Origin of the sequence: Amycolatopsis umgeniensis, from assembly GCF_014205155.1 — a bacterium.
GTDB lineage: Bacteria > Actinomycetota > Actinomycetes > Mycobacteriales > Pseudonocardiaceae > Amycolatopsis > Amycolatopsis umgeniensis.
Genome location: NZ_JACHMX010000001.1, coordinates 7,420,407 through 7,440,351 on the forward strand (window position 1 = coordinate 7,420,407; position 19,945 = coordinate 7,440,351).

At 68.9% G+C, this 19,945-nt stretch carries 19 protein-coding genes; 9 read left to right on the plus strand and 10 right to left on the minus strand.

Annotated features, from left to right (window positions below):
* Nucleotides 1-12: 12 nt before the first annotated feature.
* From HDA45_RS34615 to HDA45_RS34630, 4 genes are read right to left on the minus strand one after another with little or no spacing between them, the layout of a single operon-like run.
* Nucleotides 13-1,059 (minus strand): nitronate monooxygenase, encoded by a 1,047-nt coding sequence (locus HDA45_RS34615; RefSeq protein WP_184902556.1) that lies wholly within the window; start codon nucleotides 1,057-1,059, stop codon nucleotides 13-15.
* Nucleotides 1,056-1,781: a CoA-transferase subunit beta gene (locus HDA45_RS34620; protein WP_184902558.1), complete on the minus strand. Its 726-nt coding sequence runs from the start codon at nucleotides 1,779-1,781 to the stop codon at nucleotides 1,056-1,058. The genes HDA45_RS34615 and HDA45_RS34620 overlap by 4 nt, the downstream gene beginning before the upstream one ends.
* Nucleotides 1,778-2,638 (minus strand): CoA transferase subunit A, encoded by an 861-nt coding sequence (locus HDA45_RS34625; RefSeq protein ID WP_184902560.1) that lies wholly within the window; start codon nucleotides 2,636-2,638, stop codon nucleotides 1,778-1,780. Before HDA45_RS34625 ends, HDA45_RS34620 begins: the two co-directional genes overlap by 4 nt.
* Nucleotides 2,638-3,387 carry an enoyl-CoA hydratase family protein gene (locus HDA45_RS34630; RefSeq protein WP_184902562.1) on the minus strand — a complete coding sequence of 250 codons (750 nt, stop codon included), beginning with the start codon at nucleotides 3,385-3,387 and terminating at the stop codon, nucleotides 2,638-2,640. The genes HDA45_RS34625 and HDA45_RS34630 overlap by 1 nt, the downstream gene beginning before the upstream one ends.
* A gap of 92 nt (nucleotides 3,388-3,479) precedes the next feature.
* Here HDA45_RS34630 and HDA45_RS34635 point away from each other — a divergent pair, with 92 nt between their 5' ends.
* Nucleotides 3,480-4,277: an SDR family oxidoreductase gene (locus HDA45_RS34635; protein ID WP_184902564.1), complete on the plus strand. Its 798-nt coding sequence runs from the start codon at nucleotides 3,480-3,482 to the stop codon at nucleotides 4,275-4,277.
* Nucleotides 4,274-5,179 (plus strand): SDR family oxidoreductase, encoded by a 906-nt coding sequence (locus HDA45_RS34640; protein WP_184902566.1) that lies wholly within the window; start codon nucleotides 4,274-4,276, stop codon nucleotides 5,177-5,179. The genes HDA45_RS34635 and HDA45_RS34640 overlap by 4 nt, the downstream gene beginning before the upstream one ends.
* Before the next feature lie 9 nt (nucleotides 5,180-5,188).
* Here the strand turns inward: HDA45_RS34640 and HDA45_RS34645 are convergent, their stop codons facing one another.
* Entirely contained in the window at nucleotides 5,189-6,055 is an 867-nt protein-coding gene (locus HDA45_RS34645) for a GNAT family N-acetyltransferase (RefSeq protein WP_184902568.1), read from the minus strand.
* 65 nt (nucleotides 6,056-6,120) lie between these two features.
* Between HDA45_RS34645 and HDA45_RS34650 the strand changes: the two genes are divergently transcribed.
* Both HDA45_RS34650 and HDA45_RS34655 read left to right on the plus strand, forming a co-directional pair.
* On the plus strand, nucleotides 6,121-6,966 hold the full coding sequence (locus HDA45_RS34650) for an SCO6745 family protein (protein WP_184902570.1): 846 nt from the start codon (nucleotides 6,121-6,123) through the stop codon (nucleotides 6,964-6,966).
* Nucleotides 6,967-7,015: 49 nt separating this feature from the next.
* Nucleotides 7,016-7,507 (plus strand): pyridoxamine 5'-phosphate oxidase family protein, encoded by a 492-nt coding sequence (locus tag HDA45_RS34655; protein ID WP_184902572.1) that lies wholly within the window; start codon nucleotides 7,016-7,018, stop codon nucleotides 7,505-7,507.
* A gap of 499 nt (nucleotides 7,508-8,006) precedes the next feature.
* Here HDA45_RS34655 and HDA45_RS34660 read toward each other — a convergent pair whose 3' ends face one another.
* Nucleotides 8,007-9,170: a steroid 3-ketoacyl-CoA thiolase gene (locus tag HDA45_RS34660; protein WP_184902574.1), complete on the minus strand. Its 1,164-nt coding sequence runs from the start codon at nucleotides 9,168-9,170 to the stop codon at nucleotides 8,007-8,009.
* A gap of 243 nt (nucleotides 9,171-9,413) precedes the next feature.
* On the opposite strand from HDA45_RS34660, the gene HDA45_RS34665 reads away from it, so the two are divergent.
* Genes HDA45_RS34665 through HDA45_RS34675 form a run of 3 tightly spaced genes read left to right on the plus strand, consistent with a single transcriptional unit; the run spans nucleotide 9,414 to nucleotide 12,536 of the window.
* A complete protein-coding gene (locus HDA45_RS34665; protein WP_184902576.1) occupies nucleotides 9,414-10,640 on the plus strand; it encodes a cytochrome P450 in 1,227 nt (408 codons plus the stop codon).
* A gap of 36 nt (nucleotides 10,641-10,676) precedes the next feature.
* Complete coding sequence (locus HDA45_RS34670; RefSeq protein ID WP_184902578.1) at nucleotides 10,677-11,465, plus strand: transglutaminase-like domain-containing protein; 789 nt, start codon at nucleotides 10,677-10,679, stop codon at nucleotides 11,463-11,465.
* A 48-nt stretch (nucleotides 11,466-11,513) separates the two neighbouring features.
* Nucleotides 11,514-12,536: a YhjD/YihY/BrkB family envelope integrity protein gene (locus tag HDA45_RS34675; protein ID WP_184902580.1), complete on the plus strand. Its 1,023-nt coding sequence runs from the start codon at nucleotides 11,514-11,516 to the stop codon at nucleotides 12,534-12,536.
* Between the two features lie 6 nt (nucleotides 12,537-12,542).
* On the opposite strand, the gene HDA45_RS34680 is transcribed toward HDA45_RS34675, so the two are convergent.
* Genes HDA45_RS34680 through HDA45_RS34690 form a run of 3 tightly spaced genes read right to left on the minus strand, consistent with a single transcriptional unit; the run spans nucleotide 12,543 to nucleotide 15,795 of the window.
* On the minus strand, nucleotides 12,543-13,706 hold the full coding sequence (locus HDA45_RS34680) for a thiolase domain-containing protein (RefSeq protein ID WP_184902582.1): 1,164 nt from the start codon (nucleotides 13,704-13,706) through the stop codon (nucleotides 12,543-12,545).
* Nucleotides 13,703-14,758, minus strand: coding sequence for a thiolase domain-containing protein (locus HDA45_RS34685; RefSeq protein WP_184902584.1), 1,056 nt, complete (start codon nucleotides 14,756-14,758; stop codon nucleotides 13,703-13,705). The genes HDA45_RS34680 and HDA45_RS34685 overlap by 4 nt, the downstream gene beginning before the upstream one ends.
* A gap of 8 nt (nucleotides 14,759-14,766) precedes the next feature.
* Nucleotides 14,767-15,795, minus strand: coding sequence for a Zn-ribbon domain-containing OB-fold protein (locus HDA45_RS34690; protein WP_246480888.1), 1,029 nt, complete (start codon nucleotides 15,793-15,795; stop codon nucleotides 14,767-14,769).
* 53 nt (nucleotides 15,796-15,848) lie between these two features.
* On the opposite strand from HDA45_RS34690, the gene HDA45_RS34695 reads away from it, so the two are divergent.
* Nucleotides 15,849-17,408, plus strand: coding sequence for an acyl-CoA synthetase (locus HDA45_RS34695; protein WP_184902588.1), 1,560 nt, complete (start codon nucleotides 15,849-15,851; stop codon nucleotides 17,406-17,408).
* Nucleotides 17,409-17,472: 64 nt separating this feature from the next.
* Here the strand turns inward: HDA45_RS34695 and HDA45_RS34700 are convergent, their stop codons facing one another.
* A complete protein-coding gene (locus HDA45_RS34700) occupies nucleotides 17,473-18,261 on the minus strand; it encodes a crotonase/enoyl-CoA hydratase family protein (protein ID WP_184906341.1) in 789 nt (262 codons plus the stop codon).
* A gap of 61 nt (nucleotides 18,262-18,322) precedes the next feature.
* Between HDA45_RS34700 and HDA45_RS34705 the strand changes: the two genes are divergently transcribed.
* A complete protein-coding gene (locus HDA45_RS34705; RefSeq protein ID WP_184902590.1) occupies nucleotides 18,323-19,939 on the plus strand; it encodes an AMP-binding protein in 1,617 nt (538 codons plus the stop codon).
* Nucleotides 19,940-19,945 lie beyond the last annotated feature (6 nt).

Consider the following 19,945-nt stretch of genomic DNA (forward strand, 5'->3'; position numbering starts at 1 on the left):
GGGCTCGCCCCCTCATCCGGAGGCCAGCCGCCGCAGGATGCCGTCGGCGTCGGCCACGATCGTTTCGATGAGCTCGCCGATCGCGGGCAGGTCGTCCAGCAGGCCGACGACCTGCCCGGACGCCAGCACCCCGGCGCTCCGGTCGCCCTCGACCAGCCCGGCGCGCAGCAACATCGGCGTGTTGGCGGCCATCAGCACCTGCGACCACGTCCGGTCGCCGCCGCGTTTCATCCGCAGCCCTTCGGTGGCCAGCGAACGCCAGGACAGTCCGCTCAGCTTCCGGAACTTCGCCGCGTTGCGGGCGGCGCGGGCGAGCCCGCTCACCGGCCCGGCGGACTCGAGCGCGTCGACCAGTTCCGTCCGCAGGACGCGATGCGGCATCCCGTCCACCTTGCGGGTGACGACGGTGCCGTTGAGGTCACGGGCGAGGTACGCCTGCTTGATCTCGTCGGGGACGGTGCTTTCCCGGGTCAGGAGGAACCGGGTGCCCATGGCGACGCCGGCCGCTCCGTAGGCCAGCGCTGCGGCCAGCCCCCGGCCGTCGAAGAAGCCGCCCGCCGCGACCACCGGGATGTCGACGGCGTCCAGTACCGAGGGCAGCAGCAGGGTCGTCGCGACGCCGCCGGTGTGCCCGCCGCCCTCGCCGCCCTGCACGATGACGGCGTCGGCACCCCAGCCCGCGACCTTCTCCGCGTGCCTGGCAGCGCCGACCGAAGGGACCACGAGGACGCCATTGTCCTTGAGCCGCGCGATCATGTCCTTCTTGGGCGCGAGCGCGAAAGAAGCGACCCGGACCTCCTCGCTGATGAGCAGCTCGACCCGGCGAGGGGCGTCTTCGGCGTCCGCGCGGAGGTTGACGCCGAACGGCCGCGACGTGCGGCTCTTGACCTCCTTGATCGCCGCCGCCAGTTCGTCGTAGGTCATCGTCGCGGACGCGAGGATGCCGAGGCCGCCCGCTTCCGCCGTCGCGGACACCAGCCGCGGTCCGGCGACCCAGCCCATCCCGGTCTGCACGACCGGGTGCCGGATCCCGGCCAGTGCGGTCAGCGCGGTCTTCACGACGGGACTTCCTTGTCCCGCTTGGCCTTCGGGTCGAGGCTGGTCCGGATCAGGAGCAGCTCGGCCTCTGTCGGCAGCCGGGACTCCGCGACCCCGTCGGTGATCAGCGGGAACGACGTCGCCTCGACGACCTCGTCCACGGAGACCCCCGGATGCACGGAAATCAGCCTCGGAGCGTGGCCCTTGCCGCCGAAGTCGAGGACGCCGAGGTTGGTGACGACACGGTGTACGTCGTGATAGCGCAAACCCGCCTCGCGAGCCCTGGCGTACCCGACGCCGGAGACGATGTCGACCTGGTCGACGAAGATTCGCTTGCTGTGCCTCGGCACCCAGTAGCTCGTGCGGTGGTTGGCCGTGTTGCCCGGTCCGCCGCGCACGCCGAGGAGTTGCTTCTTGGGCCGGGAATGGTCGCCGATCGCCGAGATGTTCTGGTTGCCCTCACCGTCGATCTGGTTGGCACCCATCACCACATGGCGTTTTCCGCGCGGTACCACGGTGTCGAGGACCTTGCGGAACGGCTGCCAGCCCTCGACGACGGCTTCGGGCGTCATCAGATACGCCTCGCCGTCGGACAGCAGGATGTCCGGTTCGAAGGTCAGCCTGGCGAGTCTCGCGCCCAGCGACGGGATGAAACCCATGGGGCTCACCACGATTTCGCCGTCTCCGCGGAACAGTTCGGCGCAGGCCACGACGGCGATCTCGGCGCGTGTTGCGTCACTCATGCGGACTCCCCGAATTCGGCGACGGCCTTCTGGTAGCGCGCTTCGTCCCCGGACAGGAACCGGTCGACGAATTTCGGCCACGCCTCGAGATCCTTGGCCGCCTCGGCGTAGTGGCGCTGGAAGCGCTCGTCGCGTCCGTAATCCGGGACGGCGGTGGTGAAATGCGCGCCGTTCGGGGTTTCGGCGACCCCGGTGACGAGCATCCGGCTCAGCAAAAGGCTTTGCACCGGCCCCGCTTCGGCGAGTTCGGCCGTCTCCACGATCTTTTCCGTGGACACGTAACACCTGTCGGCGGCGAGAGCGAACAGTTCGTCGAAGTACGGATCCGGCCCGAGGTACTGCGCGTTGCCCCGGGCGTCCGCGCGGTTGAGGTGGACGAAGGCCGCGTCGAGCTTCAGTGCGGGCACGGCCAGCAGCTCTTCGGCGTCGTCGTACGGGGATCGCACGGTGCGCAACGAAGGGTTCAGGTCCATGACGCCGGAGCCGAGGCCCGCACGCGTGGGCAGGAACGGAAGTCGTTGCGCGGCAGCGGAAAGACCGGTGCCGAAGACACCCTCGTCGTACTCCGTGACGGTGATCGACCCGGTTTCCCGCGCCCGGGAGAACCACGGGTCGTAGGGGATCGAATCCAAGGTGACGAAACCGAAGACGAGGTGTTTGATCTTGCCCGCCGAGGCCAGCAGCCCGACGTCCGGGCCGCCGTAGGAGACCACGGTGAGATCCTTGACCGGCGAGCGCAGGATCGCGCGCACCAGCGCCATGGGTTTGCGCCGGGAGCCCCAGCCGCCGATCCCGATCGTCATGCCGTCCTCGAGTTCGGCGACGATCTCGTCCGGCGTCATCCGCTTGTCGGCCATCACTTCCCCTTACCGTCCAGGAACTCCTGGCGTGCGCCGTCGGAGACGCCCGCCAGGTTGAGTTCGAAGGTGAATCCCTGCTCGAAGCGGTAGCTGCGATGCACGGGCTGGACGTCGATGCCGTTGATGGCCTGTTTCGCCGCGCGGATCACGCGGGTGTCCTTCGCCGCGATCTGCCGTGCCACGCCGAGCGCGGTCTCGTCGAGTTCTTCCCGGGAGACCACGGCGTAGACCGAACCGTGGTGGTGCAACTGGGCCGCGGTGATCGTCGAAGCCGTGTAGTACAAGGCCCGCATCAGATGCTGGGGGACCAGCCGCGCGAGATGCGTCGCCGCGCCCAGCGCGCCGCGATCGACCTCGGGGAGCCCGAAGGTCGCGTCCTCGCTGGCGACCACGACGTCCGCGTTGCCGACCAGGCCGACCCCGCCGCCGAGGCAGAAGCCCTGCACCGCGGCGATCACCGGGACCGCGCAGTCGTACACGGCGGAGAACGCCGCCGCGCAGCCTTCGTTGGCGCCGATCAGCGCGCCGTAGCCCGGATCGCGCTGGATCTCCTTGATGTCGACCCCGGCGTTGAACCCGCGGCCTTCCGCGCGCAGCACCACGACATGCGTCGAGGGATCGCGCCCGGCGTCGGTGACGGCGGAGGCGAGGGCGAACCACCCCTTCACGCTCAGCGCGTTCACCGGGGGCGCGTCGACCGTGACCACGGCGATGCCTGGCTCCGGTGAGTGGGTGGAAACGGTCATCGGGCACCCTCCACAGCTACCAAACCTAGCACTTGCTTGGTACGTTAGCAGGACGTCCGGCCCGGGTACAGCGACCGTGAAGGAGGCCCGGTATGGCTCTCGAACTCCGGCTCGACGGCGCCGTGGTGCTGGTGACCGGCGGGGTACGCGGCGTCGGCGCCGGTGTCACCAGGACTTTCCTGCGTGCCGGTGCCGAAGTCGTCACCTGCGCCCGCACCGAACCCGAGCGCCCGGTCCGCGCCGAGGACAGGGCGTCGACGTTCATTTCGTGCGACGTCCGGGACGCGGGTGAAGTCGACGCGCTCGTCGACGAGATCGTCCGGCGTCACGGCAGGCTCGACGTCGTGGTCAACAACGCGGGCGGCGCGCCGTTCGCCGAGGTGGCGAACGCGTCACCGCGATTCCACGAGAAGATCGTCGCGCTGAACCTGCTGGCGCCGTTGACCGTCGCCCGCGCGGCGAACACGATCATGCAGCGCCAGGAAAACGGCGGCGTCATCGTGAACATCAGCAGTGTCAGCGCGACGAGACCGTCGCCGGGGACGGCGTCCTACGGTGCGGCGAAAGCGGGCCTGGACAACCTGACGGCGACACTCGCCGTGGAGTGGGCGCCGAAGGTGCGGGTCAACGCTCTCGACGTCGGCATGGTGCGGACGGAGCACTCGCATCTGCATTACGGCGACGAGGCCGGGATCGAGGCCGTGGGCGCGACAGTCCCGTTAGGACGGTTGGCCGAACCGGACGAAATCGGTTCCTGCGCGGTGTTCCTGGCGTCCCCGCTGGCTTCCTACGTCAGCGGTGCCTGCCTGACCGTGCACGGCGGGGGAGAGGTTCCTGCTTTCCTCGCCGCTTCCAATTCGATGGTCAAAGAACGAAAGGAGCCGGTGTGAGCGGGATCGCCGACGGCCGGATCGTGGTGGTGACCGGTGCCGGTCGCGGCATCGGACGGGCACACGCGCTCGCGTTCGCCGCCGAGGGCGCGCGGGTGGTGGTGAACGACCTCGGCGCCGGGATCGACGGCAGCGGCGGATCGGCGGGGCCGGCGCAGGACGTCGTCGACGAGATCGAGGCGCTCGGCGGCAAGGCCGTCGCGAACACCGACGACATCGCTTCCTGGGACGGTGCCGCGGCACTGGTGCGGACGGCCGTCGAAACCTTCGGCGGGCTGGACGTCCTGGTCAACAACGCGGGTTTCCTGCGCGACCGGATGCTGGTCAACCTCGGCGAGGACGAATGGGACGCGGTCATCCGCGTCCACCTGAAGGGGCATTTCGCGCCGACACGGCACGCCGCCGAGTACTGGCGGGCGGAGTCGAAAGCGGGCAGGACGCGGGCCGCTCGGGTGATCAACACCAGCTCCGGCGCGGGTCTGCTCGGCAGTGTCGGGCAGGGGAACTACGCGGCCGCGAAGTCCGGGATCCTGGGCCTCACCCTGGTCGCGGCCACCGAATTCGGGCGCTACGGCGTCACCGTGAACGCGATCGCCCCGGCCGCCCGCACGCGGATGACCGAAGAGGCGTTCGCCGACGACATGGCCGCGCCGGAGGCCGGTTTCGACGCCATGGCCCCGGAAAACGTGTCACCGCTGGTGGTGTGGCTCGGCAGCGAGGAGTCGTCCGGCGTGACCGGCCGGGTGTTCGAGGTCGACGGCGGACGCGTCTCGATCGCGCAAGGCTGGCGGCACGGCACGGTGCGGGACAAGGGATCCCGATGGGCGCCCGCCGAACTCGGGCCGGTCGTGGCCGAGTTGCTGGCCGAGGCTCCGGTTCCTGAAGCTGTTTACGGAGCCTGAAAGTCCCCTTCAGCCCCTGGTCAGGTCCCAGACCTCGGGCTGCGCACGGAACCCGCCCGACTTGTAGGTCTCGACGGCGGCGACGTTGGAGCTCGGCGTGCCCAGCGCCGCGCTCGACGACCCGAGCTCCTGGAGCGCGGCCGCCGCGGCGAGGGTGATCGCCTTGCCGTGACCGTGCCCGCGGTGATCCCGGTGCACGCCCATCGGCTCGAGGATCCCGGGCTTGCCCGGACCGGCCGACCACACGGCCACCGCCGCGATGGCGTCACCGTGATCGTCGTACCCGAGCAGGCATCGGCCGTCGGCGTACGGCGTTCCGGCCGCCATCGCCTGCCACTTCCCGGCGGTGAACGTCGATCCGTCGAACGCCGCTCCGATCACGTCGGCCCACACGGCGGCCTTGTCCGGTCCGATCGTCTCGATCCGCAGGTCCGGCGCCTTCACCGGCTCGGAGAGATCCCGGTTCAACGGCGTCCACGGCTCCTCGTCGACCTGCCAGCCGTGCCCTGGCAGCAGGTCCTGGAGCAGCGCGTCCTTCGGTGCCTCGACGGACACCTTCCCGGCGGGCAGGACACCGCGCTCCGGTGCGATCACGTCGTCGGCCAGCCGCCGCGCCAGTTCCTCGTCCCGGCGAACGTCCGGCGCGGTCGTGACCCGCAGGAGGTCGGCTCCGTCGAGCAGTCCGACGGCGAGGATCCGGCCGTCCCGGCGCCAGATCCGGACCGCCGCGGCCGTCGCTTCCGCCCCCGAGCGCCAGAACCAGCCGAGGTCACCGGGATGCAGTTGCCACGCCACCCCTTCGGACTGCCAGTCCCGCAACGCGGCCACGGCCTCGACCAGCCCGTCGACGCCTGGCTTCTCCACGATGATCGCCATGTCCGTGATCAGACACCACCTCGCGAACGGTCGCATCCGATTTTCGGCGAGGCCAAGATGGAGGCGTGACGTCACTTCAGCGCCGTTTCTGGGAAGCGGTCGAGCCCTTGCACGCCGTCGTCTACTTCGCCCCGGAAACGGCGGCAGCGGCCAAGGCGGTGGGCCTGCCGAGCTGGTGGATGGGCTATTTCGCCGGACGTGTGGCACCGCTCGGGCCGCTGCCGGAACCACCCGTGACCGCGATGCTCTTCGGGTTCGCCCCGCGGATGGTCGCGCGATCCCTGCCCGACGCCTGGAAATACGCCGAACCGGCTGTCGTGCTCCAGGCCCGGATGGACGCCGTCGAGGTCGCGCTGCGCCGGATCCTGCCCGCTGACAAGCCTTTCGAGGAGCTCGCCGAGCTGCTCGAACAGGCCGTCACCGGCTGCGACTACGCGGGAAGGCCACTCGCCGCCGCCTGGTCGTCGGTCGCGCGGCCCGCCACGGCCGCCGGGAGGGTCTGGCTGGCGGCGACGGTCTTGCGCGAGCATCGCGGGGACGGTCACGTGCTTTCCGCCGTCGCCGCCGGGCTGCGCGGGCTCGACACCACGCTGACCCACATCGGCAGCGGGGCGGTGACACGCGAGGTCATCCAGGTCAACCGGGGCTGGTCCGACGAAGACTGGGATGAGAGCGTCGCGCGTTTGACCGGCCGAGGCATCCTCGACGGCGATCGACGGCTCACCGATTCGGGAATCGCGCTGCGCCAACGGATCGAGGACGAGACCGACAGGCTCGCCACCGGTCCTCTGGATGCGCTGGGTGAAGACGGTGCCGCCGAGGTCCTGCGGATCGCCGTGCCGTTGAGCCGCCGCGTCTTCGACGCCGGCGCGATCCCGCTGCCGAATCCGATGGGGGCGCCAAGACCCTGACAGCCCTGACCGCTCGAAACTGTCGGACCCCGGTGGGAGGCTGTTCCCCATGGCGACGTGGCAGCGATTCAGTGAAGAGGCACCCGCGCTGGCGGAGAAGGTCAAAGAGCGGTTCACCGCGGAGAAGTCGCATGTGCTGGCGACAATCCGGAAGGACGGGTCGCCCCGGGTCAGCGGCAGTGAGGTCGATTTCCGTGAACAGGATCTGCTGATCGGTTCGATGATCAACGCGATGAAGGCGAAGGACCTGCAACGTGACGGCAGGTTCGCGATCCACGCCGCCTCGGCGATCGACGACGGCGGCGCGGACGCGAAGGTGGCGGGCAACGCCGTCGAGATCACCGATCCGGCGGAGGTCGCCCGCCTGCAGGGTGACGACGGCGAGGCACACGTGTTCCGGCTCGACCTCACCGAGGTGGTGCTGACCTGGGTCGAGGGCAACACCATCTATTTCGACTTCTGGAAGGAGGGGCAGGGGAGCAAACGGCTCGCGAGGCCGGACAACGGTCCGGTGGTCGAGGTCGCGCTGGACCAGGCGTGAGCGGTGAGGCGGTTCCCTTGGCGGGTAAGGCATAGGTGGCGTGTCCGCGGTCGGTTCAGTGACCCCTGCGCGACGCCGGGCCGAGAACGTCGACTGTGTGGATTTGGACTGTGTGGATTTCGGGGCGTTGGATGACCAGAAATCCACACAGTGGGTCGTGAGTGCGGAGAAGCGGTAGGGATGTGTGGAAACAGGGACGTTCACTGTCCCTGTTTCCACACACCTCTCAGCTTGAGTGATGCCTCGCGCGGGATGCTCACTGCCTCGAGCCTGGCGCTCGAGTCACCTCGGGCCAGGTGCTGTCGAGAGGTAAGGCAAGGGGGTTGTGAAGGCCCCCTTCGGGACGATGATCGTCGCAAAGGGGGCCTTCACGACATTCGGACACACGTGCACGGGTGGTCGTGAGGGGAAAGTCGTGCTAACCCGCTTCGCCACTCACGACCCCTCGTACCGAAGTCCCACTGCCGCCTTCACGGACCTGCGTTCGCCTTACCCCTCACTAAACCCGTTCGATGATCGTGCCGGTGGACAGCGCGCCGCCGGCACACATCGTCACCAGCGCGGTGCTCGCGTCGCGGCGTTCCAGTTCGTGCAGCGCCGTGGTCAGCAGGCGGGCGCCGGTGCTGCCGACGGGATGCCCGAGCGCGATCGCGCCACCGTTCACGTTGACCTTGTCCTCGTCGGGCCGGTGCACCCGTTGCCACGACAACACGACCGAAGCGAAGGCCTCGTTGACTTCGAAGAGGTCGAGGTCGCCGATCGTCATCCCCGCCTTGGCCAGAACGCGTTCGGTCGCCTGCACGGGACCGTCGAGGTGGTAGTACGGCTCGGCGCCGACCAAGGCCTGCGAGACGATCCGCGCTCGCGGCGCGAGGCCCAGTGCCCGGGCCCGGTCCGAGTCCATCAGGAGGAGGGCGGCCGCGCCGTCGGAGATCTGCGAAGACGTCCCCGCCGTGTGCACGCCGCCTTCGAGGACGGGCTTGAGCTTGGCGAGGCCCTCGACGGTCGTGTCGCGCAGGCCCTGATCGCGGGTCACCAGCCGGGTCTCGCCGGTCGGTGCGCCGTCCTCGCCGAGCACGGGTGCCTTCACCGCGACGACCTCGCGGTCGAAGTGTCCGGCCGCCCACGCGGCGGCGGCTTTGACCTGCGAGGCGGTCCCGAACCGGTCGACGTCGTGGCGGGTGATGCCGCGGCGTTCCGCGATCCGCTCGGCCGCGCCGTACTGGTTCGGCATGTCGATCGACCACGATTCCGGCCGTGGCGTGCCGATGCCCTCACCGCGGTTCGCGCCGAGCGGTACCCGGCTCATCGCCTCGACGCCGCAGGAGACTCCGGCGTCGATCGCCCCGGCCGCGATGAGCCCGGCGATCAGATGCGTCGCTTGCTGCGCCGAGCCGCATTGGGCGTCGATGGTGGTCGCGCCGGTGGTCTCGGGGAGTCCGGCGTGCAGCCACGCCGTCCGCGTGACGTTGCCGGCCTGCTCGCCGGCCTGGGTCACCGCGCCGCCGATCGCCTGTTCGATCAGCGCGGGATCGAGTCCCGCGCGTTCGAGCAGGGCGCGCTGCGCCACGCCGAGGATCTCGGCGGCATGCAGCCCCGCCAGGTGACCCCTGCGCTTGCCGACAGGGGTGCGGACCGCCTCGACGATCACCGGACTACCCACGTTCGCCTCCTGGGGAAACACTGTTCACTACGGAAAAAGTAGAACACGTTCTCGATTTGGGCAAGTCGTCCCAGGGTCGGCCTTATTTTGATCACTGGTCGCCGTTGTCGCTTCTTGCAGGCGGTCCGCGAGCCGACTCGGTTTAGTTAACGGGTTTCACTAAAACCCTTCACGTGATGGGCGCCATATGCTTCAATCGGGTCTAGAACGTGTTTCATTGGCGAACCGCGTAGGAGGTAGCCCGTGGCCGCTCCCCTGATCCCCGCCGGTTTCGATTTCACCGATCCGGATCTGTACGCCACCAGACTGCCTCTGGCGGAGTTCGCGGAACTCCGCCGTACGGCACCTGTCTGGTGGAACCCGCAGCCGCACAACACCGCGGGCTTCCGCGATGACGGCTACTGGGTCGTCAGCCGGCTCGAGGACGTCAAGGCGGTGTCGAGGGACAGCGAGCTGTTCTCGTCCCGGGAGAAGACCGCGATCATCCGGTTCGACGAGAACATGACGGATGACAGTCTCGAAGCCAATCGACTGGTCCTGCTCAACATGGACGCCCCGCAGCACACGAAGCTGCGCCGGATCGTGTCGAAGGGCTTCACCCCGAGGTCGATCTCGAAACTCGAGGACACCCTGCGCGATCGCGCGGAGCGGATCGTCAGCGAGGCCAAGAAAAAGGGCTCCGGAGATTTCGTCGTCGACGTCGCGTGCGAACTTCCCTTGCAGGCCATCGCCGAACTGATCGGCATCCCGCAGGAAGACCGGCTCAAGATCTTCGACTGGTCCAACCAGATGGTCTCCTACGACGATCCCGAGTACGAGGTCGAACCGCTCGCCGCGTCCGCGGAGATCGTCGGCTACGCCTGGAACATGGCCGAAGAGCGGCGCAAGTGCCCGATGGACGACATCGTCACCAAGCTGGTGCAGGCCGACGTCGACGGCGAATCGCTGGCCTCCGACGAATTCGGCTTCTTCGTCATCCTGCTCGCCGTCGCGGGCAACGAGACGACGCGCAACGCGATCACCCACGGGATGAAGGCGTTCCTGGATCACCCCGATCAGTGGGAGCTGTACAAGAAGGAGCGGCCGAAGACCGCGCCGGACGAGATCGTCCGCTGGGCCACGCCGGTGGTCGCCTTCCAGCGCACCGCGACCAGGGACACCGAACTCGGCGGGCAGCACATCCGCAAGGGCGACCGGGTCGGGATGTTCTACAGCTCCGCGAACTTCGACCCGGACCACTTCGACGAGCCGGAGAAGTTCGACATCCTCCGCGAGGACAACCCGCACGTCGGCTTCGGCGGCACGGGCTCGCACTACTGCATCGGCGCCAACCTCGCGCGGCTCGAGATCGACCTGATCTTCAACGCCATCGCCGATGTCATGCCGAACATCAGCGAAGTCGCCCAGCCCGATCGGCTCCGGTCGAGCTGGCTCAACGGGATCAAGCACTACCAGGTCCGTTACGCCTGATCAGCCCGGAGCGACGCCGTGGGGCACCATGGGGCCATGGGTCCCCACGTTCAGGTCGACGTCGAAATGTCCTTCCGGGTCACGAAACCCGGCCCCGCCGCGTTCGTGGTCGCGTTCGCGGGCGGGGCCGAGCAGGAGGAGTTCGCCTATCCCGCGCCGCCGCGCCAGGTGGTGTTCGAACACGGGACCCGTGCCCAGGTCCTCGACCTGCCCACCGGTGAGCACGTCGTGCGGTACCGGGCCGAACGCGCGCTCGGCCACGCCGAAGCCGAACGCGTCGGCATGGAAGACCTCATCCGCTACACCCGGCCGAGCCGGTACTGCCCGTCGGACCGGATGGGCGGGCTCGCGCTTTCGCGGTTCGGCCGGCTCCCCGACGCGCGCAGCCAGGTCGAGGCGATCGTCGAGCATGTGGGCGAGCACCTGTCCTATGTGGTCGGTTCCGGCTCGCCGACCGACGACGCCGTCGACACCTACCTGGCAGGCGAAGGGGTGTGCCGCGACTTCGCGCACGTCTGCATCTCACTGTGCCGCGTGATCGACATCCCCGCCCGATTCGTCGCGGTCTACGCGCCCGGACTGTCCCCAATGGACTTCCACGCCGTCTTCGAGGCCGCGATCGACGGCCGCTGGTACGTATTCGACGCCACCGGTCTCGCGCCGAGGCAGAGCCTGAGCCGGATCGCGACCGGGCGGGACGCCGCCGACACCGCGTTCCTCTCCACGCTCGGCTGTGAGCTGGACTTTCTCGGCAACACCGTGCTGGCGACAGCGGGTCCGTCCCTGCCCGAGGACGACGGCTCGGAGCTGATCGCGCTCGCTTGATCGCGTGTTGCCCACGAGCCGTGACCTCGCTGGGGTAGACATTGGCGTGTGAGGGAGAAGCAAGCACCGACGAAATGGAAGCGGCTGCGCGCCCGCTACCGCTGGCTGGACCATGTGGCGCGGGCGGTGAACCGCTACATCGAGTACGGCGGTTACCACTACGTCGCGTCGATCACCTACTTCAGCCTGTTCTCGCTGGTGCCCATCCTCATGGTCGCGGTGTCGGTGGCGGGCTTCGTGCTGGCGAGCCAGCCGCAGCTGATCGAGTCGATGCTGAACGCGATCACCGGCACGCTGCCCGGCGGCCTCGGCGACAAGGCCGGGGACCTGCTCACCGGATTCGTCGAGCAGCGCACCAGCGTCGGGCTCATCGGTCTGATCATCGGGTTGTACTCCGGCTGGAACTGGATGAACTCGCTGCGGGACGCGCTCACCGCGCTGTGGGGCCAGAACCGGTCGGATCTCCCGCTGCTGCGCACGATCGGCGCGGACCTGCTCGCGCTGCTCGGCCTCGCGACGGCGCTGCTGGTGTCCTTCGCCATCACCATTTCCGGGTCGGCGCTCGGCCGGTACCTGCTGGGACTGGCCGGGGTGGACGACACCGCCTGGGGGCACAACGTGCTGTCGGCGATCTCGATTCCCTTGGCACTGCTGGCCAACTGGCTCGTGTTCCTCTGGGTGCTCACCCGGCTGCCGCGGAAACCGGTCGGGGTCCGCAGCGCGATGCGCGGCGCGGTCGCGCTGGCGCTGGGCTTCGAGCTGCTGAAGCAAGCCGGGGGAATCTACCTGCGGTTGATCGGGAACTCGCCGACCGGGGTCGCGTTCGGCTCCATCATCGGCCTCATCTTCTTCATCTCGCTCGTGGCCAGGATGCTGGTGTTCGTCACGGCCTGGACGGCGACGGCGCGGGACGCTCCGGCGGATCCGGTCCGCCCGCCGCCGCCCGTGGTGGTGCGGCCGGTGGTGGCGCGGTCCGATCGGCACGGCCTCAAACCGGTGCTGGTGGGCGCGGTGACCGGGGTGGTCGCGACACTGGCCGCGCAACGCCTCCGGCCCCGCCGCCGGGATTAGCTCGGCTCAGGAACCAGGCTTGGCCGAACCCACCACCCACATCGAGAAGAACTGCGAACCGCCGCCGTACGCGTGCCCGAGCGCGATCCGCGCGCCGTCGACCTGGTAGTCCCCGGCGCGGCCCATCACCTGTTTGGCCGCTTCGGAGAACCGCAGCATCCCGGACGCGCCGATCGGGTTCGACGACAGCACGCCGCCCGACGGGTTGATCGGCAACCGGCCACCGAGCGCGGTTTCGCCCGCCTCGGTGAGCTTCCAGCCCTGGCCCTCGTCGGTGAACCCCAGGTTCTCCAGCCACATCGGCTCGAACCAGGAGAACGGCACGTAGATCTCGGCGGCGTCCACTTCGGACAGTGGGTCGATGATCCCCGCGTCGCGCCACAGCGCGGCGGCGGCGTCGCGCCCCGCTTGGGGGTTGACCTGGTCGCGGCCGGCGAACGTCGTCGGCTCGGTGCGCATCGCGGTCGCGTGGATCCACGCCGCCCCACCGGAAACGGCGTCGCCCGAGGCTTCGTCGCCGATCACCATCGCGCAAGCGCCGTCCGAAGACGGGCAGGTTTCGTCGTAGCGGATCGGATCCCACAGCATCTGCGACGCCTGCACCGATTCCACGGTGATGTCGGACTGCCGCAAATGCGCGTACGGATTCAGGGCGCCGTTGCGCCGGTCCTTGGCCGCCACGATCGCGCCGATGTGATCGGGAGCGCCGGACCGCCGGATGTAGGAGCGCACGTGCGGCGCGAAGTAGCCGCCCGCGCCGGCACCCACCGGCATCTGGAACGGCGGAAGGATCGACAGGCCCCACATCGCGTTCGATTCCGACTGCTTTTCGAAGGCCACCGTGAGGACCCGCTTGTGCACTCCCGCCTGCACCAGCGACGCCGCCACGAGCGCTGTCGACCCGCCGACCGAACCCGCGGTGTGCACGCGCAGCAACGGTTTCCCGTTCGCGCCGAGCGAGTCGGCGAGGAACAGCTCGGGCATCATCACGCCCTCGAACAGGTCCGGAGCCTTGCCGAGGACGACGGCGTCGATGTCGTCCCAGCCGGTCTGCGCGTCGAGCATCGCCCTGTCGATGGCCTCCCGGAGCAGCCCCGGCATGGACACGTCGGTGCGTTTGGCCTTGTGGTGGGTCTGGCCGGTTCCCAAGACGGCCGCGAGGTGCTTCACGAGAGGACCTCCAAGGTCGCGACCAGGTTCTGCTGGAGGACGGGGCCGCTGGTCGCGTGGGCGAGGGTCTTGCGCGCGCTGCCGTCGAGGATGTGGTTCGCCGCCTCGCCGATCCGCGCCAGCCCCGCCGAGAACATCGGATTGCCGGTGAGGACACCGCCCGAGGGGTTGATCCGCACCTGCTCACCGAGGCCCAGCGCGTCGCGCAGGATCAATTCCTGATGGGTGAACGGCGCGTGCAGTTCGGCGAGTTCGACGCCGTCGAGGTCGAGCGCCCGTCCGGCGGCCGCCGTGGACGGCGACCGGGTGAGGTCCCGGACGCCGAGCGCGGGGGAGTCGACCCGGTGCTCGATCCCGGTGATCACCGCGGGGCTGTCGACGAGGTCCGCCGCCCGCTCCGCCGAAGCGAGCACGAGGACGGCGGCACCGTCGGTGACGGGTGCGATGTCGTGCGCCCGCAAGGGATCCGCGAAGTACGGGGCGTCGAGAAGGTCGGCGACCTCGACCGTGCCCGAGACCTGGGCGGCGGGGTTCCCGGTGGCGTCGGCGCGGCTGCGCGCGGCGACTTCGGCGAGATCCTTTTCGGACCAGAGACCCGCTTCGAGCCCCAGCCTCGCCTGGATCCCGGCGACACTCACCGAATCCGGCCACAGCGGCGCGACGACGTAGGGGTCCATCTGCAAGGCCAGCACCCGCCGCAGCTGACCGGCGGAAGACTTCCCGAAGCCGTAGACGAGCGCCGTTTCGACCTCGCCCATCCGGATCTTGAGCCACGCCTCGTACAACGCCCAGGCGGCGTCCATCTCGACGTGCGACTCGTGGATCGGCGGGAAGGCGCCGATGGCGTCGACGGCCGCGATGAAGGAGAACGCGCGGCCCGCGAGGTAGTCCGAAGAACCCGAGCACCAGAATCCGATGTCCTCTTTGGACAGACCGGTGCGCTCGAGCACCTCGGCGAAGATCGGCACCAGCATTTCCACGCCGTTGGTGGTGCCCGGGGTACTGCGGACGTTGGGGGCCTGCGCGAAGCCCACGACAGCTACATCTGGCACTGTGGTCCTCACAGATGGTGGGCGAAGGATTCGTACGGCGCGTCGGGTTCGCCGGTCGGTGCGAAATGGCCGATGTTCTCCAGCGACGTCCACCACTCGTCCCGGGGTTTCCAGGCGGCGCGCACGCGCATGCCCATCCGGACGTCGGCGGCGTCGCAGCCGAGCACCAAGTGCAGGAACGCGATGTCCGCGCCGTCGAGCAGGATGTACGCGGCGACGTACGGCGGTTTGATCTTCTGGCCGAGGAACGGCACGTTCACGATGCAGAACGTGGTGACGATGCCGGTGTCGGGCAGTTCGACCTCGTCGGTGGTCGGGACGCCGTCGGTCGGGCAGGCGCCGCGCGGCGGGATGTAGACCTTCTCGCAGGACGGGCAGCGCTGGCCGATCAGCTTGCCTTCGGCGAGCCCTCGCAGGTACCGGCTTTCCTCCGGGGACGCGGAATGCTCGTAGCGCAGGTGGATCGGTGTGATCACCACGCTGACGGGCGCGTTCTCCTCGCGTTTCGCGACCGGCGGCGGTGCCTCGGTGGGCTCGGTGTCGGGACCGTCGGCGGGGACGAAGTAGGCGATGTCCCTGATGTGGCCGACCGTCTCCTCCGCCCACCGGACGCGCACGCGCTGTCCGGTGTGGACGTTCGAAGGGCTGCCGGCGTCGACGGCGTGCAGGATCGCGGTGTCGGCGCCGTCGAGTTTGACCAGCGCCCACGCGAACGGCCGCGACAACGGCTGGCCGTCGAGCGGTTCGGCGATCCAGGACCAGGAGACGATCTCGCCTTCGGAGGCCACCGGCACGAATTCGGACAGCGCCTCGGCGGTCACGGGATCGTATTCCAGTGGCGGCACGTGGACGCGGCCGTCGCTGCCCCGGACGCCTTCGACACGGCGCTCGCGCAGGGCGTTGACGAACCGGCCGAGCACCGGGCCGACCGAACGCGTGTAGTCGAAGCCCACGTTGAGCGGGGCCGACAGCGGGAGTTCAGGTGCGCTCACCGTCTGAGTGAAACACGTTCTCGATTTGACGGCAAGATCGGCCATCTCGGCCCGCCTGGTGGTTGCCCTTGGGTGGAACGCGTTCTAGATTCGCGGGTATGTCGACTGCTACCGGGACACTTGGGGTCTGGAACATCGCCGCGCAGGAGCCCGAGCGGGTCGCGCTCGTCGATCCGGACGGCCGCTCGATCGGCTACGGGGACCTGGCCGCGAAAGCGAACGCGTACGCCAGGGGTCTGCAAGCCCTCGGGCTCGAGGCCGGGGACGTGGTCGTCGTCCTGCAGCCCAACGGCGACGAACTCGTGGCGGCCTACTTCGCCGCCATCCAATCCGGGCTGTACATCGTGGTGGTCAACTGGCATCTGGTCGGGCCGGAGGTCGCCTACATCCTCGCCGACAGCGGCGCCAAGGCGTTCCTCGCGCACGAACGGTTCGCCGACGTCGCGATCGCCGCGGCCGACGAGGCCGGGATCCCCGAGCGAGGGCGGTTCGCCGTCGGTGACGTCGCGGGCTTCAGGCGGATCGAGGAACTCGGTTCGGGTGAAGGCGACGGGCGTCCCGAAAGGCGTACGGCGGGCTCGCCGATGCTGTACACGTCGGGGACCACGGGACGGCCGAAGGGGGTCCGGCGGCCGTTGTCCGGCGCCGACCCCGATTCCGTGCCCGGCGCGTCGACGTGGTTCTTCGGGATCTTCGGGCTGGCGCCGCACGACGAGCACGTGCACCTGTGCGGATCGCCGCTCTATCACACGGCCGTGCTCAACTTCGTCGCGATTTCCCTGCAGCTGGGCCATACCGCGGTGCTGATGGACCGCTGGGACGCCGAGGACATGCTGCGGCTGATCGAGCGGCACCGCGTCACGCACAGCCATATGGTCCCGACGCAGTTCCGGCGCCTGCTCGGACTGCCGGACGACGTCCGCGCGGCCCACGACCTGAGCTCGCTGCGCGTGATGATCCACGGCGCCGCGCCTTGTCCGCTCGAGGTCAAACGCCGGATGCTCGACTGGTGGGGCCCGGTCGTCACCGAGTACTACGCGGCCACCGAAGGCGGCGGGACCGCGATCTCGGGCGAGGAGTGGCTGAAGAAGCCGGGTTCGGTGGGGCTGCCGTGGCCGGGCTCGACGATCAAGATCCTCGACGACGAGGGAGCGGAGTTGCCCGCCGGCGAGACCGGCACCGTGTACATGAAGATGGGCGACTCGAAGTTCGAGTACCACAAGGACCGGGCCAAGACGGACAAAGCGCGGGTCGGGGACCTGTTCACCCTCGGCGACGTCGGGCATCTCGACGAAGACGGCTACCTTTTCCTGCACGACCGCAAGGCAGATCTGATCATCTCGGGCGGGGTCAACGTCTACCCGGCGGAGATCGAGGGCGAGCTGGTGATGCACCCGAAGATCGCCGACATCGCGGTGTTCGGCGTCCCGCACGAGGACTGGGGCGAGGCGATCAAGGCGGTCGTGCAGCCCGCGGACGGTATCGAGCCCTCCGACGAGCTGACCGCGGAGATCCTCGAGTACGCCTCCGCCCGGCTGGCGAAGTTCAAGCTCCCGCGTTCCGTCGACTACTTGCCCGAACTCCCGCGTGACCCGAACGGGAAGCTCTACAAGCGCAAGCTCCGCGACCCCTACTGGGAAGGCCACCAGGCCCCCTGACGCAATCAGTCCTCTGGATGCGGTAGTTCACCGGCGAACTACCGCATCCAGAGGACGAAACGCGTCAGCGGTTCCGGAAGACGGGCTTGCGCTTCTCGGCGAAGGCGCGGGGGCCCTCCTTCGCGTCTTCGCTCTTGAAGACCTCGATGCCGTACTGGGCGTCGAGCTTGAAGGCTTCTTCCTCGTGCATGCCCTCGGTGTCGCGCATCGTCTTGAGGATCGCGCGGACCGCGAGCGGCCCGTTCGCGGCGATCAGGCCGGCCAGTTCCATCGCCTTGTCCAGGGCCTTCCCGTCCGGGACGACGTGCCCGATCAGGCCGATCTCCAGCGCCTCGGCCGCAGTGATGTGCCGTCCGGTCAGCAGCAGGTCGGCGGCGACGGTGTACGGGATCTGGCGGGGGAGCCGGACGGCCGAACCGCCCATCGGGAACAGGCTCCACCGCGCCTCGGACACGCCGAACTTCGCGCTCTCGCCCGCGACGCGGATATCGGTACCTTGCAGGATCTCCGTCCCGCCCGCGATCGCCGGGCCTTCGACGGCCGCGATCAACGGTTTCGTCAGCCTTCGCCCCTTGAGCAGGCCCTCGATCCGGCTGGGGTCGAACGTGCCCTTCTCGAACGAGTCGCTCGGCGAGTTCTTCGACATCGACTTCAGGTCCGCGCCCGCGCAGAACGCGCCGCCCGCGCCGGTGAGCACACAGCACCGGACGTCTTCGTCCTCGTCCACCCGGTTCCACGCCTCGACCATGATCCCGAGCATCTCGCCGCTGAGCGCGTTGCGGGCCTCGGGCCGGTTCATCGTGACCACGAGAGTGTGTTCGATCTTTTCCACCAGCGCGTGCGGTTCGCCCACCAGAGCCTCCGTTGAAATCGCGGCCATTGCCCGGAACGATAACATGTTCTACTTTGGGGACGTGGCACTCAACATCGCGGATCTACTCGAGCACGCCGTCGACGCCGTGCCGGAGCGCATCGCGGTCGTCTGCGGCGATCGGCGGGTCACCTTCGCCGAACTGGAAGAGCGCGCCAACCGGCTGGCGCATCACCTCGCGGCACACGGCGTGGGACCTGGCTCCCATATCGGTGTCTATTCCCGGAACTCGATCGAAGCCCTGGAATCGATGATCGCCGCGTACAAGCTGCGCGCGATCGCGGTCAACGTCAACTACCGCTACGTCCACGGCGAGCTGCGGTACCTGTTCGACAACGCCGACCTCGTGGCGCTGGTCCACGAGCGCCAGTATTCGGACAAGGTCGCGGCCGTTCTGCCGGAAACGCCGAAACTGAAACACGTTGTCGTTGTCGACGACGGAAGCGACGGCGACTGCTCGTCCTATGGTGGCGTGGACTACGAAGCCGCGCTCGCGGAAGGCTCGCCCGAGCGCGACTTCGCCGAGCGCAGCGCCGACGACATCTACATCCTCTACACCGGCGGCACGACGGGGTATCCGAAGGGCGTCCTGTGGCGCCACGAGGACATCTGGCGCGCGCTCGGCGGCGGCATCAACTTCGTCACCGGCGAGTACGTCCCCGACGAATGGACGCTCGCCGAACAGGGCAAGTCGGGCAGCCTGGTCCGGCTCCCGGCGGCGCCGCTGATCCACGGGGCCGCGCAGTGGGCCGCGTTCGGCGCGCTCTTCACCGGCAGCCCGGTCGTGTTCGTCCCGCGGTTCGACGCGCACGAGGTCTGGAAAGCGGTGCAGGACAACAAGGTCCAGGTGCTCACGATCGTCGGCGACGCGATGGCGCGGCCCTTGATCGACGCCTATCGCGAGGGCGACTACGACGCGTCGTCGATCGTCGCGGTGTCGAGTCACGCCGCCCTGTTCTCCCAGTCGGTGAAGCAGGAATTCCTGGCGCTGCTCCCGCATGTGGTGATCACCGACGCGATCGGGTCGTCGGAAAGCGGGTTCACCGGGATCGGCATGGTCAGCAAGGACAGCGACCATTCCGCCGGCCCCCGGGTCAACTTCGGCAAGGACGCCATCCTGGTGGACGACGACGGCGCGCTCGTCGATCCGAAGCCGGGCGCGATCGGGCTGATCGCCCGGCGCGGGCACGTCCCGCTCGGCTACTACAAGGATCCCGCGAAGACCGAGAAGATCTTCGTCGAGGTCGACGGCAAGCGGTACGTCGTGCCGGGTGACTACGCGCGCTACGAAGAAGACCTCACGGTGACGCTGCTCGGCCGGGGATCACAGTGCGTGAACACCGGCGGCGAGAAGGTGTACCCGGAGGAAGTCGAGGGCGCGCTGAAGTCGCATCCGGACGTCTTCGACGCGCTCGTCATCGGCATCCCCGACGACCGGCTCGGCCAGCGGGTGGCCGCGGTGATCCAGCCGAGGGCGGGCAAGGAACTGGACTTCGCCGCGCTCGAAGCGCATGTGCGGACCGAGATCGCGGGGTACAAGGTGCCGCGCAGCCTCTGGCTCGCCGAGGAGATCGGCCGGTCGCCCAGCGGGAAACCGGACTATCCCTGGGCGGAGCGCTACGCGACCGAGCACGAGCCCGTCACCATCCAACCGGCGTAAAGGAGT

Bases quoted from the DNA above. Each gene is read 5' to 3' on its own strand.
- HDA45_RS34620 (WP_184902558.1), bottom strand. From the start codon at position 1,781: ATGAGTGACGCAACACGCGCCGAGATCGCCGTCGTGGCCTGCGCCGAA.
- HDA45_RS34690 (WP_246480888.1), bottom strand. From the start codon at position 15,795: ATGGCCGATCTTGCCGTCAAATCGAGAACGTGTTTCACTCAGACGGTG.
- HDA45_RS34695 (WP_184902588.1), top strand. From the start codon at position 15,849: ATGTCGACTGCTACCGGGACACTTGGGGTCTGGAACATCGCCGCGCAG.
- HDA45_RS34655 (WP_184902572.1), top strand. From the start codon at position 7,016: ATGGCGACGTGGCAGCGATTCAGTGAAGAGGCACCCGCGCTGGCGGAG.
- HDA45_RS34645 (WP_184902568.1), bottom strand. From the start codon at position 6,055: ATGGCGATCATCGTGGAGAAGCCAGGCGTCGACGGGCTGGTCGAGGCC.
- HDA45_RS34635 (WP_184902564.1), top strand. From the start codon at position 3,480: ATGGCTCTCGAACTCCGGCTCGACGGCGCCGTGGTGCTGGTGACCGGC.
- HDA45_RS34625 (WP_184902560.1), bottom strand. From the start codon at position 2,638: ATGGCCGACAAGCGGATGACGCCGGACGAGATCGTCGCCGAACTCGAG.
- HDA45_RS34670 (WP_184902578.1), top strand. From the start codon at position 10,677: ATGGGTCCCCACGTTCAGGTCGACGTCGAAATGTCCTTCCGGGTCACG.
- HDA45_RS34630 (WP_184902562.1), bottom strand. From the start codon at position 3,387: ATGACCGTTTCCACCCACTCACCGGAGCCAGGCATCGCCGTGGTCACG.